The organism is Lysinibacillus sp. AR18-8 (genome assembly GCF_001705465.1).
GTDB lineage: Bacteria > Bacillota > Bacilli > Bacillales_A > Planococcaceae > Lysinibacillus > Lysinibacillus capsici.
Genome location: NZ_MDGU01000009.1, coordinates 49,734 through 63,608, shown reverse-complemented (window position 1 = coordinate 63,608; position 13,875 = coordinate 49,734). Strand labels below are relative to the sequence as shown.

Genomic DNA, 13,875 nt, shown 5'->3' with positions numbered 1-13,875 from the left:
TTCATATGTAGCTACAAATGATTACTTTTTCTGCTCATTTACACATTTCTTTAACCGCCTCACAAGATCAATAATACGCTCACCTTTCATACGATAACTTACAGGATTTGCAATTAATCGAGAAGAGACAGCCGTAATAAATTCATATTCTACTAAGCCGTTCTCTTTTAATGTACGACCTGTAGAAACAATATCGACAATTCGATCAGCTAAGCCAATCATTGGTGCTAATTCAATAGAACCGTTGAGCTCGATGATTTCCACTTGCTCTCCAATGCCTTTGTAGTACTTCATGGCAATATTCGGATATTTCGTAGCAATTCTAGGCGCAATCTCATTCATGGAGGTGTTTGGTAGGCCTGCAGAAGCGATATAGCAATTACTAATTTTCAAATCAAGTAATTCGTGCACTTCTCGCTGTTGCTCTAACAATACATCCTTACCAGCAATACCAATATCAGCAACACCATGTTCAACATAGACAGGAACATCCATTGGCTTTGATAAAATAAAGCGAATTTTTTCCTCTGGTATTTCAATCATTAATTTACGTGACATTTCTACTTCTTCTGGTAAATTAAAACCTGCCTCTAACAACATTTGATATGCCTCTTCAAAGATTCTTCCTTTGGGCATTGCAATCGTTAATTCATTCACCGCCAACTTCCTCCTGTCCAACTACCACCACTTCTGTAAAGTATGCTAAAAAGGCCGCCTCATCGACTAGACTACTACGTAACTGCAAAGTAGCTAATTTTCCTGCTGCTCGTAAATTTTTAACCTTTAGTAAAGCTTCCTCAAATTGTTCTTCTTCAAAAAGAACAACTGTTGCTTCCTGTCGTTTCACTGATTGCCCGTTTAATGTTTCTAATAAACGATCCACACGAATACTAAATCCTGTAGCACCAACCTTTGAACCAAAAACTTCTAACAAGCCATCATAACGACCACCATTTCCTAATAAAAAGCCACTTCCCACAGCAAATACTTCAAATAGCATACCCGTGTAATAACTCATATGACTCGAAAGTGTGAAATCGAAAGCTACATAATCAGCTAAATCAGCCATTTCAAGTAGTTGAGCAAGTTGTTGCATATATTCTAATGCATCATTTTTGCGGACATATTTTTCAATATCTCGTATATCTCTGACATTCATGGCTTCTTCAATAAATTGTAAGAGGGCATCGGATTTAGCTTTAGGCAGATGAAATGACTCTACTGCTTCTTCAAACCCTACGTAATTTCGTTGGACAAGCAATGTTCTAAGCGTTGTTTGCTGTTCGATACTCTCTGTGTAATCTTGTAAAATGCAATTTAATATACCAGCATGTCCAATTGTGATTTTAAACTCTTCCAATTTAAAATGCTTTAATAGCTCCATTGCTGTTACAATAACTTCTGCATCAGCAAAAACTGATTGATCACCTATTAACTCAATCCCCATTTGATCAAATTCAGCAGGCCTGCCTCCCTCTGCTTCCTGAGCTCGAAAAACGCTTGCAAAATAGGCAAGACGTAGTGGGATCATTTCCTTTAATAGTTTCGATGTAGCTACTCGAGCAATCGGTGTAGTCATGTCAGGTCGCAGCACTAACGTATTTCCTTGGCTATCCACTAGCTTAAATAAATGAGCATCAGCAATCGCTGAAGCCTTCCCCACTGTATCGAAATACTCCACCGCAGGTGTTTTAATAAACTCATAACCCCTTTTATATAAAAAGTCTCTGCCCGCATGTCTAACTGCTTCAACTTTCTCATAGATTTGCGGGAATGTATCGCGCATTCCAAGTGGCTTTTCAAACATTTTTATCGACGACATATGGACACTTCCTCACATTTCACTTTAATTCACTAGAGTGTTAGAGAATTAGATTATGAAAGAATTTTAACTTATTTCATTAATACAGTCAACGATATCCTTATTAATTATCGAAATCTTTAAATACTTATTATTCTGTTAATTATACACATTGAATTGCAAAGACTTGCAAAAAAGCATGACTCATTTTACTTATAATTTGACAAAATACTTTAGTGACAATGAGAATATGTCCAAATTGTGACAAACCAATTTTTAATCACTTTAAGTATTCGCTAAAAATTGATAATGATTCTCTCTTAACAAATCATTGATAAAAATAAAGAGTTTTCAATAGAGTATTCTCAATATCGAAATCCAATAATTATATCTATATAATTATTTTTAACCAATCACTTAAAATGATTCTCAATCTCATTATCATCAATAATACTTTTATATCAATACATTTATTGATTATTACTCTCATTCTATTTTACTTTTTACATTTCAAAAAACTTAATATAGAATAGCATTAATAACAAAAAGAACCATATACATTACATTGGAGGGATTTATTATGGCATGTCCATTCGTACAAATTAGTGAGCAAATGATCGTTAGTATTTGTAAAGGCGAGTTTTATCCTGGTGACAAGGTAACACTTCACACAATTGAAGACATTGATGGGACTGCAATTAAATCAACTTTTGTTGAAACAACTTGCTTAGGTGATCATGACACTTGTGAATTCAAATCAGATTATGACGCAGCTCATGCTTAAACAGTAAAAGCTACTCCAAAAACTAGTGTTTTTGGGAGTAGCTTTTTATGCAAAAAACTCACGAAGTATATCACTATACTACGTGAGTTTTTATTATTTCTTTGGTGTACACCACTCTACAGCCTCATTACGTTTGCGCTCAGCCATTTGTTCAGCAGTATATATTATTCGCATTGGATTACCCCCTGCTAAACAGCCTGCTGGCACATCCTTATGTACAAGAGTGGCAGCTGAAACAATGGCACCATCACCAATTGTTACACCTGGTAAAATAGTTGTATTTGCCCCTATCATTACTTCTTTTCCGATATGAACATCACCTAAGCGATATTCCTCTATTAAATATTCATGCGCTAAAATGGTTGTATTAAAACCAATCACAGTATTGTCTCCAATGAAAATACGTTCAGGAAACATGGTATCTGGCATGACCATTAAGGCTAATGACGTTTGCTTACCAATAGTCATGTTTAAAAAAGTACGATATAGCCAGTTTTTCACACGTAAAAATGGTGTGAAGCGTCCAACTTGAATGACAATGAAACACTTCATCACCTTCCAAAAGGACACCGTGTCATAGATATTCCAAAGTGAATTGGCTCCTTCGACACGGTAACGTTCTGTCTTACGCGCCATCTACCTTACCCCTCTTTCACAATATCAAATAAATCTGACATATGCTGCAACATATATTCTGGTTGATACTGCTGTAAGTAAGCCTCTCCCTTAATTGCCCAAGCAACACCCGCTGCTCTTACACCAGCACGATGTCCAGCTTCAATATCGTGCGAATTATCACCAATCATAATCGCATAGTCTTTTTCTATCCCTAATCGTTCCAACGCAAGCAATACTGGCTCTGGATCAGGCTTCACATTGTTCACATCATCTGTACCAATACGCACATCAAATAGATGCGTTGCACCAAGAATAGCAAGTCCACGATCGATGGTCTCATTACGTTTCGTCGAAACAATAGCCAATTTTATACCTTGAGCTTTTAACTGCTCTAGAGTTGACACAACATCAGGATATTGGCTGACTAGGTCATCATGGTGTGCAATATTCCAAGCGCGATACATCTCTATCAAATCGTCTTCTTCACCTGGTGCAATGTCATTAAATGTCTGTTTCAATGATGGACCAATGAATTTCAGGCAATCTTTTGGCGAATATTGCCCGGGAAATCGCTCATTTAATACATGCATAAATGTTTGAATGATTAAATCATTTGTATTTAGTAAAGTCCCATCGAAATCAAATAGTAGTGCCTTAACAGCCATCTTTTACAACCCCTTATTTATTATCCAAGTATTTTACGGCTGGTTTCACCTTTATTCTACGATAAATAATTGCACCTAGACCAACTACAATACCGATAATGGATACAACCTGTGCTGAACGTAAATCTCCCACTAAGTAAAGGCTATCTGTGCGCATTCCTTCGATATAGAAACGACCAATTGAATACCAAATTAAATAGCTAAAGAATATTTCTCCACGATGTAAGTTCACTTTACGCAAAACTAATAGAATAATAAGCCCAATTAGGTTCCAAATCGATTCATATAAAAAAGTGGGATGAACATATGAACCTAATTCTTCAATATACATTTGATTAATAATCCAGTCTGGTAGCATTAGGTTTTCTAAAAATGCTTTCGATACCTCGCCACCATAGGCCTCTTGGTTCATAAAGTTGCCCCATCGACCAATAATCTGGCCGATTAAAATACTAGGTGCTGCAATATCTGCTACTCGTAAAAAGCTTACATTTTTTATACGAGTATATATGTAAGCTGTGACAAATGCCCCGATGAGTGCACCATGGATGGCAATACCACCATTCCATATCTCTATGATTTTGCCTGGATTTTCGCTATAGTAATCCCATCGCATTGACACATAGTAAATACGTGCACAGATAATGGATATAGGAACTGCCCATAATAATAAATCTGCAAGAAAGTCTTCAGGCAGACCTCGCTTAACGGCCTCTCTTTGCCCAACAACATAAGCTAAAATGATTCCCGACACAATCAGCAATCCATACCAACGAACTGGAATTGGTCCTAAATGAAAGGCAATCGGGTCAATTTGCAATAGTAATAAATCCATCTTCTACTCCTCTCAATATGTCATGAACAATGTTGTTCGCTTTTTAATCGTCTAACACATCATTTGATGAAATCACTTCATCTAAACGTCTTGAAAATTCCTCTGCCGCATTGACGCCCATTTTCTTTAAACGATAGTTCATCGCTGCCACTTCAATAATAACGGAGACATTGCGTCCAGGTCTTACTGGAATTGTTAGTTTTGTTAGTTCCGTGTCAATTATTTTCATTTTTTCTTCTTCTAAGCCCAATCGATCATAAACTTTTTGTGGATCCCATATTTCGAGCTCAATGATGAGGGTAATACGTTTATAGGGGCGTACTGCACTTGCACCAAAGAGTGTCATAATGTCAATAATGCCGATGCCTCGTATTTCCAATAAGTGCTCTAACAAAGGTGGAGGGCTTCCAATTAATAGGTTTTCTGATTCTTGACGAATTTCAACACAATCATCAGCAACTAAACGATGACCCTTTTTTACAAGCTCAAGTGCTGTTTCACTTTTACCTACGCCGCTTTTACCGATTATAAGCACTCCAATGCCATACACATCGACAAGTACACCATGTGCTGCTGTCATTGGAGCTAAGCGCCCCTCTAAGTAGTTCGTCAATCTACTCGAAAATTTGGTTGTTGTCATATGTGTTTTAAACACAGGTACATGCTTTTCGTTTGAGGCCTGAATAAGCTCCTCTGGTACTTCTAAATCTCTAGAAATAATAATAGCAGGTGTATCCTGTGAACAAAGTAAACGCATACGCTCAAGCTTAACATCCGCTGGGAGCATTTCAAAAAAGGAAAGTTCAGTCTTGCCAAGCAATTGTACACGATTTGCTGGATAATGAGTAAAGTATCCTGCCATCTCAAGCCCTGGTCTTGAGATATCACTTGTCACAATTGTCCTGCCTATTCCTTCTTCACCAGCTAATAACTCTAATTTAAATTTCTCCATAACATCTCTTGTTAATACTACGACCAATGAAAAAGCCTCCAATCAATGGATAAGGTTCATCTTATTTTAGCATGTCTATGTGTAAAAGAAATGTATTTACTCTCAATACAGCGTTTACTTGCACTAAAAAAACTAGCGGCTCTCCAGCCCGCTAGTTTTTAAAAAGCAATTATTTTTGAGTTGCTAACCATTTAGCAACAGCTTCAGCATCTGCACCTTTTACTAATCCTGCAGGCATGCCGTTTTTACCATTATTTATAATATCTAAAATTTCTGATTCAGACAAACGTGAACCTACATCATTTAATGCTGGACCATTTGCACCTTGTAGCTCGCCACCATGACAAGTAACACAAGATTTCATCGCTATTGCTTCGCCATCTGGCTCTGTAGCAGTTTCATTACCATTATTAGATGCAGTTTTATCTCCGCCGCCACATGCTGCTAAGAAGATTGCTGATCCGAACACTAATGTTAACATTGCTTTTTTCATTAGTACCCCTCCTCATAATAAATATCTTACGCCGCCATTATACCAAAATTATGCACGTTTGAAACCTTCTCCTAATACCTCATATGCATCAGAAACGATAACAAACGCTGATGGGTCAACGCTTTTAATGAGTTGTTTCAGCTTTGTGAATTCTGTTTGATAAACAACAACCATCAGAACTGGTCGTGCTTCTCCTGTATACCCTCCAATTGCTGGTAACTTCGTTACACCACGATTAATTTCAGCATAAATGGCTTCCCTTACCTCATCTTGTTTCAATGTAATGATATAGACCATTTTAGACTGACTAAAACCTAGCTGAATAATATCAATCGTTTTTGTGGTAACATAAAGTCCAATCAGAGCATACAAACCTTTTTCTAAGTCAAAAACAATTGCTGCACTAATTGCGATAACGCCATCTATTAACAGCACACTTGTTCCAAGCGACAATCCTGTAAACTTCGTAATGATTTGCGCCAGTAAATCAGTGCCACCAGTTGAAGCATTCCCCTTAAAGACCAGTCCTATTCCTAGGCCAACAACAATTCCACCAAAAAGAGCACCCAATAAAGGATTATCAGTCCACGGCTCCCAGCTATTTGTTAATAAGACGATAAAAGGTAATGTAATTGTCCCAATAAAGGATTTTATTCCAAATTTTTTGCCCAATAATAAAACACCAGCAATAAAAAGCGGAATGTTAAATGCATACTGAACAATTCCCGGATTCCAACCAAATAAACCATGCAAAATCGTACTTATTCCACTTACCCCACCTGAAGCGACTTGATTTGGTAATAAAAAGACATTAAAACCAATAGCAATTATTGCCGCTCCTACAATGACATACACATACTCCACAATGCTATCTCTCACATCATGTTTCATTTCCCCACGCCCACTTCAACTATCAGAATTTTTTAAAGACGAGATGATTATAGCAAATACTTTTAGCATTGAGAACTTCATCATGATGAAGGGATACTAGATTGAGGAAGGTATAAAATAAGCTATCTTACAGTATTCAATAAGATAGCTTTTGTTGATTTAGTTTAAAATGATTTTTCTGCCCATTCGATGGCTTCATAATATAAAAGATCAATGTCAACTAACTGAATATTCAACTGTACAGCTAGCTCTTCTAATCGTGGCCAATCAAGTTTACTTAACGCAATACTAAACTCCAAATATGGGGTCATTTCCGTTTCAAAGCCTAAAATGGTATTCGTAATAGCCTCTGAGAATGGTAGCTGCTGTAAAATAACATTCATCGGTCTTTGAAGTAATGTATCAATTAGAGAAAACATGCCGACTAAAAAATATTCTGAGAAATTCTTTTTATAAGCAAGCTTAGCTAGTTTTTCACAAACCTTAGCTCGGAATAAAGACGTACACATCACTTCTTTAAAAAGATCAGAATCAGCATCAATATCAATTTCACGCATGGCCAATAAATAAATCCATTTTCGTAAATTGGATACGCCCAATAACACAATCGCTTGCTTGATGGAGCGCACTTTAGATTTAGAACGTTTAGATGAGTTATTAATCATTTGCAATAATTTGTATGTCAATGAAATATCACGTTCAATATTTTCCGCTAACAAATGAATATTTGGTTCTTCCTCTTTTAGTAAAGAGATAATGTGAATATATTGAATCGCATTTGCTGGAATGTCTGTTGCTCGTATTATTTGCGGTTGTTCAAAAAAATAACCTTGAAATAACACATAGCCTGAGGATTTAGCGACTTCAAATTGATGACGCGTCTCTACCTTTTCAGCGAGCAATTGAATATGTGGAAATTTCTCCTTAACTTTATTTTCGATTTCCATTCTTTTTACGATGGAAGAAGCTAAAAAATCCACCTTAATATAATCAATTTGTTCAAATAATTCATCATAAACTTCCACCTGATCATCCATCATAAAATCATCCAAGGCAATTTGAAACCCCTGTTTTTTTAACTCAATTACACGCTCCACTAATTGAGAGGTAAGTGGAACATCCTCTAATATCTCAATCACTACCTGTGAGGGATTTAAAAATTCATGTATAGAGCTCATCAATAAGTTTTCAGTAAAATTAACAAAACCAGGCTTACCTTTCGTTACCTCTTCAAAACCAATTGAAAGAAATGAGTTCACAAGTACATCAATCGTTGCTGCATCTGAATCGACCATTGGAAAGGCATTTACATTTTTGCTACGGTATAACAATTCATATGCAACGACTTGCTCATGAAGATTAAATATAGGCTGTCTGCCAATGAATACTTCCATTCCATTGTCCCCCATTTCTCCATTTTCTAGTAATTTATAGTATAACATTTTTTACGACCTGATGCTTATACTTCAAGCTAACTTAACATGCCAACTTGGCTTTTTCAGCCAATAATAAAGAAAGAACAGTCCCCGTGATGATGAATCACTTAAGGACTGTCCATATTATTTACCGACTTTGGATTTAATTGCACCGATCACTGCAGGCACAACTGATATAAAGATAATCAAAATCAGTACAACAGAGAAGTTATCTTTAATAATTGGAATATTCCCAAAGAAGTAACCTAATAACGTACAACTGAATACCCATAAAATTGCACCAAAAATATTATAAAATAAGAAATAACTATATTTCATTTTACTTGCACCCGCCACAAACGGGATAAATGTACGAATAAATGGCATGAAACGTGCGATTACGATCGTTTTCCCACCATGTGTATTAAAGAATTTTTCAGCTGCTTCCATACGCTCTTTCTTAACAACTCTACCGAGGAGGCTCTTTGGCGGAATAGATGTCCCTACCTTATGTCCAATATGATAGTTCATCGTATCTCCCAAAATAGCTGCTGCTAAAAATACAGGGATTAAAATCCACATATCGAATGCGCCCATTGCCGCAGCTAATGTTCCACTTGCAAATAACAAGGAATCACCAGGTAAGAATGGGAAAATAACAACCCCTGTTTCTACAAAAACAATCGCAAATAAAATAAGATAGCTCCAATTGCCAAAATCACGAATAATTTCTTCTAAATGCACATCGATATGCACAATAAAACTTATTAACTCCTTAATGAGTTCTAACATGTTTTTGTATGCTCTCTTTCAATAGTATTTTTACCTAAAAGTTTTGACGTGGCTTCACCTCAAAGGGTTCCAGTTTTGTACGTCTTTTTACATTACTTCCTCACTATATGACAAGCTCTTGAAAAGTATGTAGAAGATTTCACAAGTTTGATTTTATCACTTACAGACATCTACTCTCAACTGATTTTACTATTATACGAATAATGTACAAAAAAAGAGCTACCATTTTTCAATAGTAGCTTTTCTCGTTTAAACTTTCTCTTTTAATGAGCGTCTTAATATTTTTCCTGTTGTGTTTTTTGGTAGTTCATCCAGTATTTCAATTACTTTCGGAACCTTATACTTCACCATATGTTTAGCACAATAGGATAGTAGATCATCTGTTGTAGTAGCAGCTACTTCTTTCAGCACAACATAGGCATGTACTGCTTCCCCTAAGTTAGGGTCTGGGAAGCCTACCACTGCTGCTTCTACAATATTATTATGGGCAAACAGCACTTCCTCTACTTCACGAGGATAAACATTAAAGCCCCCTACAATAATCATATCCTTTTTACGATCGACAATGTAAAAATACCCTTCTTCATCTACCTTTGCTAAATCTCCTGTATAGAGCCAGCCGTCACGAATCGCCATCGCCGTTTCTTCAGGCATTTTATAGTATCCCTTCATCACATTTGGACCACGTACAATTAGCTCTCCAACTTCGCCCACAGGAACTTCCTGACCATTTACATCAACAACTCTATTCTCAACATTGCTAATGGATGTTCCAATAGAGCCAGCTTTACGATCACGATCTAGTGGGTTAAAACATGTCACGGGTGAAGCTTCGGATAAGCCATAGCCCTCTGACACACGCACATTAAATTTCTGTTCGAAATTATGTAATAGCGCAACAGGCAAGGAGGCACCACCTGAAATAGCTAAACGAATTGTCGAGAAATCTTCAGGATTGCCCTCAGGTAATTGGTACAAGAAATTATACATAGTAGGAACACCAGCAAATACCGTTGCTTTTTGCTCTCGTGCTAAAGCGAAAATTTCGCTAGGGCTAAAGCGTGGTGCAAGTAAAACTGTTGCCCCACTTAATAAAGGCGCATTCACCACTACCGTTAAGGCAAATACATGGAATACAGGTAGTGTCGCAATAACACGGTCCTCTGCATTAATGCCTAAATAATGCGCAACATCACGTGCATTTGAGTACACATTGCCATGTGTCAGCATGGCTCCCTTTGGACTACCTGTAGTTCCTGAAGTATATAAAATAATAGCATTGTCATCCTCTGCAACTTCAACAGGTTGTAAAGATTGAGTGGTTTTGGCGATTACATGTGTAAATAAATGTGTTTTTTCTTGTGCTTGTGGTGATAAAGCTGCCACTTTTTCCGCTATATCTGGTGTGGTTTCACAAACTATAAATGTTTTTACCTGTGGAAATGCTTGTACACCTTTTTCAACCAAGGGTAGCAACATATCCAGAGCAATGACTGCTTTTACATCTCCATTATGCAAAATGTAAGAAATTTCATCCGGTGTATAGATTGGATTAACAGGTATTGCTGTTGCCCCTAAGCGCATTGTTGCATAGAGTGCAATTAAGTAGTGTGGCGTGTTGCCGAGTAAAAACGCCACATGCTCCCCTTTTTCAACGCCTAAATCTTGTAATCCTTTTGCAAATCGGCCAACTGTATGCTCAAATTCCCCGTAAGTCGTATCTTTCCCCATAAAATGATACGCAACTTTTTCAGGTTGTTCTGCTGCCTGTTGACGAACACGTGAAACTAAATTCAATTACACCATCCCCTTATCGTATAAAATGAATCGTTATTCAGTAATATTATATAAGAAATATATCTAAAAAACAATGAGTCTTTTTATCCCATGTCATAAATTACGTTAAATAATTCATTTTTTTCTCTTTTAAACCATTAGTTCATGAGCGAATATGGGAGATATAGCGCCATCGAATTAAATAAAAATAAACCACTTGTATTAATACAAAAAAGCCAAAAGCAAAGAATACTTCTTTTACAATCGATATATTCGCAATGTCCCTTAAAATGCCTTGAACCATTAGAAAAGCAAAGGCACTATGCATCATCGCAACACCCCAAGGTAAAAAGAATTGGGGAAACAAATGGCGATTAACTAGCTTTTTTAACTCTGTATCTGTTAAACCCATACGTTTTAATACATCAAATTTACGCTTTTCACGTTCGAGGGATGTATGCAATTTAAAATAGATAAAGCTACCAGCCGCAAGTAAAAATACAGTGGCTACTAAAACACCCACTAATGTAAATAATGAGTAGGTAGCTAGTATATAAGAATAATTTAATCCTGCATTTTCAAAGTAAAAAGGGCTAAACTTATCCTTTTTAATAAAATATAAATTGGATTCTAGATGATCGATATCCTTACCAATATCCTTCGTTTCCATCCATTGAGGAATAACAAATGTAAATAGATGATAGCTTGGTTGAATAATGTCTTGATCGGAAATCGGATGAATAAGCTTCGCGAAGTCTTCATCACTAATGACAATCGAATTGACACTGACAATCGAGCCTGGAAACACTATTTTTGGATAGACACTATCAATAGTGAGCGGTATATTGTTTTCTTCTAAAACAGTATGCACAACTCGATCTTTTAATTTTTTTAGGGAATCCTCAGAATAAGGAATGAATACTGCCTCACCTGCTTCCAGATTCAATAATGGATAACTGTAGGAAGAAAGCAGGACGTTCATATCGGACTCTCGAAAAACCTCCACTTCATTTCGAGTGAAAGAGGAGGTTTGCTTCACAACAATAAAACGGGATAGCTGATAAGATAAACCTTTCTCCTCTAATTGCAACCTTAAAGAATTGATATGCTCCCGTTCATATGGATTATCGACATCCCCTTTATAAACCAGCCCGAGTGGATTTAATCGATCATATTGCGTTGTGTAGGAGGACATTGTTGCTAAAACACCAACAGATAAAAATGCAAGTGTCGATACCATCGTCACAACGAAAAACATTTTCACGTTATCCATCATTATATGCGTTTGTTCTGCTAGCGATAGTAGACGGTAGCGTTGCCAATGATATTTGCGTTTCCCACGTGCTAAATCTAAAAAACAAGGTACAGAATCACTGAAAAAATAATAGGTGCCAAATGTTGCGGAAAATGGTATTAACAGCGTTAGCCCAATTAGTGATGTATGTCCGACAACAAACGCGAGAATATACGTCGTTACAATTAAAGCAATACCATAGAAAGCTCGTATTTTGGAATACGTTGTTAAGCTATTTAAATAATCACTGCCTTTTATAAGATCTCGTAATTTTCTCTCTCGTGTAAAATACACACTAATAAAGGAAATGACGAAAAATGCACTTGTGAAAACACCAATCGTTAATAAAAATGGCTCCCATGAAATATAGAGTGGTAAATCTTCTAAATGTAAAATTTCCCGAACAATCATAAAAAAGAATTTTGAAAAGGAGAAACCAAAGACAATCCCTACAATAATGGAGCCTGTCCCAATAATCATTGTCTCTAAAAAGACAAGTTTATTCATCTGACGTTTTTCCATTCCCAAGTGCAATAAAATAGCAAATTCATGTGATCGGGCCTCTAAAAAAGCACTCATGGAATAATATAAAAAGAATAATGTAAACAGGACGAGAACAATTTCAGCCCCCACCATCCCAATGAGAGACATCTCCCCTAATATCCCACGTTCAATATCAGGGTGAAACATCAGCATGGAATAGATAAAAAATACAGCCACAGAAAAAAAGCTTGCCATGAAAAAGGCGCCATATATCCGGCTGTTCCGCACGACATTACGGTAAGCGAATTGTCGAAAGGTCACCTACTTGCCCTCCTCCTAGTAAGCTCAAAACATTTAAAATACGTTGGAAAAACATCTGACGGCGGTCATCTCGATAAATTTCATTAAAAAATTCACCATCTTTAATGAATAACACTCGATCACAATAACTTGCTGCAATTGGATCATGCGTGACCATCACGATTGTCGTTTGTTTATCCTGATTCACCTTTGTCAATAGTTCAAGCACATCACGTGAAGAATTTGAATCTAAATTACCTGTAGGTTCGTCCGCTAAAATGAGACTAGGATTATGAATAAGCGCACGACCAATTGCTGTTCTTTGTGCCTGTCCCCCAGATATTTCATTTGGACGTTTATGAAGGAAGGAAGTTAAATCTAGCTTTTCTACAATACTTGCCAGACGCTCCTCCATTACCTCTAGCGGCTGTTGATCTAACGTTAAGGGCAACACGATATTTTCCTCGACCGTCAGCATATGCAAAAGATTGAAATCCTGAAACACAAAGCCAAGCTGTCTTCTTCTAAAATAGGCAAGCTCTGTTGCATTCAACTTATGTGGATTCATTCCATCTAAAATGATTTCTCCACTAGTTGGTTCATCAATGGTCGAAATAATATTCAACAATGTCGTTTTACCGCTTCCTGAGGGCCCCATAACAGCTAAAAACTCGCCTTCTTCCACGTCAAAGCTCAATTGATTTAATGCACGATGCGTTACTTTACCTTCGTACACTTTTGTCACATCTTTAATTTGTAAAATAGGCATACTTCAT

At 36.7% G+C, this 13,875-nt stretch carries 14 protein-coding genes; 1 reads left to right on the top strand and 13 read right to left on the bottom strand.

Annotation, left to right across the window (positions count from 1 at the left end; translation table 11 throughout):
* Positions 1-21 precede the first annotated feature (21 nt).
* On the bottom strand, positions 22-657 hold the full coding sequence (hisG, locus tag BFM98_RS08305) for an ATP phosphoribosyltransferase (protein ID WP_048390844.1): 636 nt from the start codon (positions 655-657) through the stop codon (positions 22-24).
* On the bottom strand, positions 650-1,822 hold the full coding sequence (locus BFM98_RS08300) for an ATP phosphoribosyltransferase regulatory subunit (protein WP_054549570.1): 1,173 nt from the start codon (positions 1,820-1,822) through the stop codon (positions 650-652). Before BFM98_RS08300 ends, hisG begins: the two co-directional genes overlap by 8 nt.
* 559 nt (positions 1,823-2,381) lie before the next feature.
* Here BFM98_RS08300 and BFM98_RS08295 point away from each other — a divergent pair.
* Complete coding sequence (locus BFM98_RS08295) at positions 2,382-2,585, top strand: hypothetical protein (RefSeq protein WP_048390840.1); 204 nt, start codon at positions 2,382-2,384, stop codon at positions 2,583-2,585.
* 93 nt (positions 2,586-2,678) lie between these two features.
* Here BFM98_RS08295 and BFM98_RS08290 read toward each other — a convergent pair whose 3' ends face one another.
* The 11 genes from BFM98_RS08290 to BFM98_RS08240 form a co-directional block, all read right to left on the bottom strand.
* The gene (locus BFM98_RS08290) at positions 2,679-3,221 is read right to left on the bottom strand and encodes an acyltransferase (protein WP_048390838.1); all 543 of its coding nucleotides are present in this window, start codon (positions 3,219-3,221) and stop codon (positions 2,679-2,681) included.
* 5 nt (positions 3,222-3,226) lie between these two features.
* Positions 3,227-3,868 carry a pyrophosphatase PpaX gene (ppaX, locus tag BFM98_RS08285; protein ID WP_048390836.1) on the bottom strand — a complete coding sequence of 214 codons (642 nt, stop codon included), beginning with the start codon at positions 3,866-3,868 and terminating at the stop codon, positions 3,227-3,229.
* Between the two features lie 13 nt (positions 3,869-3,881).
* Positions 3,882-4,703, bottom strand: a complete 822-nt coding sequence (gene lgt / locus BFM98_RS08280) for a prolipoprotein diacylglyceryl transferase (RefSeq protein ID WP_004227978.1) — start codon at positions 4,701-4,703, stop codon at positions 3,882-3,884.
* 43 nt (positions 4,704-4,746) lie between these two features.
* Positions 4,747-5,682: an HPr(Ser) kinase/phosphatase gene (gene hprK / locus BFM98_RS08275; RefSeq protein ID WP_004227974.1), complete on the bottom strand. Its 936-nt coding sequence runs from the start codon at positions 5,680-5,682 to the stop codon at positions 4,747-4,749.
* A gap of 142 nt (positions 5,683-5,824) precedes the next feature.
* Positions 5,825-6,148, bottom strand: a complete 324-nt coding sequence (gene cccB, locus BFM98_RS08270; protein WP_048390832.1) for a cytochrome c551 — start codon at positions 6,146-6,148, stop codon at positions 5,825-5,827.
* A gap of 48 nt (positions 6,149-6,196) precedes the next feature.
* On the bottom strand, positions 6,197-7,039 hold the full coding sequence (locus BFM98_RS08265; protein WP_004227970.1) for a YitT family protein: 843 nt from the start codon (positions 7,037-7,039) through the stop codon (positions 6,197-6,199).
* Positions 7,040-7,203: 164 nt separating this feature from the next.
* Positions 7,204-8,481: an EAL and HDOD domain-containing protein gene (locus BFM98_RS08260; RefSeq protein WP_254660010.1), complete on the bottom strand. Its 1,278-nt coding sequence runs from the start codon at positions 8,479-8,481 to the stop codon at positions 7,204-7,206.
* Positions 8,482-8,598: 117 nt separating this feature from the next.
* Positions 8,599-9,246, bottom strand: coding sequence for a VTT domain-containing protein (locus BFM98_RS08255; protein WP_048390828.1), 648 nt, complete (start codon positions 9,244-9,246; stop codon positions 8,599-8,601).
* Positions 9,247-9,495: 249 nt separating this feature from the next.
* The gene (locus tag BFM98_RS08250; RefSeq protein WP_066037086.1) at positions 9,496-11,043 is read right to left on the bottom strand and encodes a fatty acid--CoA ligase family protein; all 1,548 of its coding nucleotides are present in this window, start codon (positions 11,041-11,043) and stop codon (positions 9,496-9,498) included.
* 142 nt (positions 11,044-11,185) lie between these two features.
* Entirely contained in the window at positions 11,186-13,120 is a 1,935-nt protein-coding gene (locus tag BFM98_RS08245) for an FtsX-like permease family protein (protein WP_066037085.1), read from the bottom strand.
* Positions 13,092-13,868, bottom strand: a complete 777-nt coding sequence (locus BFM98_RS08240; protein ID WP_004230460.1) for an ABC transporter ATP-binding protein — start codon at positions 13,866-13,868, stop codon at positions 13,092-13,094. Before BFM98_RS08240 ends, BFM98_RS08245 begins: the two co-directional genes overlap by 29 nt.
* Positions 13,869-13,875 lie beyond the last annotated feature (7 nt).

Coding starts and splice junctions, on each gene's coding strand:
- BFM98_RS08240 (WP_004230460.1), bottom strand. CDS start 13,868: ATGCCTATTTTACAAATTAAAGATGTGACAAAAGTGTACGAAGGTAAA.
- ppaX (WP_048390836.1), bottom strand. CDS start 3,868: ATGGCTGTTAAGGCACTACTATTTGATTTCGATGGGACTTTACTAAAT.
- BFM98_RS08255 (WP_048390828.1), bottom strand. CDS start 9,246: ATGTTAGAACTCATTAAGGAGTTAATAAGTTTTATTGTGCATATCGAT.
- BFM98_RS08265 (WP_004227970.1), bottom strand. CDS start 7,039: ATGAAACATGATGTGAGAGATAGCATTGTGGAGTATGTGTATGTCATT.
- lgt (WP_004227978.1), bottom strand. CDS start 4,703: ATGGATTTATTACTATTGCAAATTGACCCGATTGCCTTTCATTTAGGA.
- cccB (WP_048390832.1), bottom strand. CDS start 6,148: ATGAAAAAAGCAATGTTAACATTAGTGTTCGGATCAGCAATCTTCTTA.
- BFM98_RS08260 (WP_254660010.1), bottom strand. CDS start 8,481: ATGTTATACTATAAATTACTAGAAAATGGAGAAATGGGGGACAATGGA.
- BFM98_RS08295 (WP_048390840.1), top strand. CDS start 2,382: ATGGCATGTCCATTCGTACAAATTAGTGAGCAAATGATCGTTAGTATT.
- BFM98_RS08290 (WP_048390838.1), bottom strand. CDS start 3,221: ATGGCGCGTAAGACAGAACGTTACCGTGTCGAAGGAGCCAATTCACTT.
- BFM98_RS08300 (WP_054549570.1), bottom strand. CDS start 1,822: ATGTCGTCGATAAAAATGTTTGAAAAGCCACTTGGAATGCGCGATACA.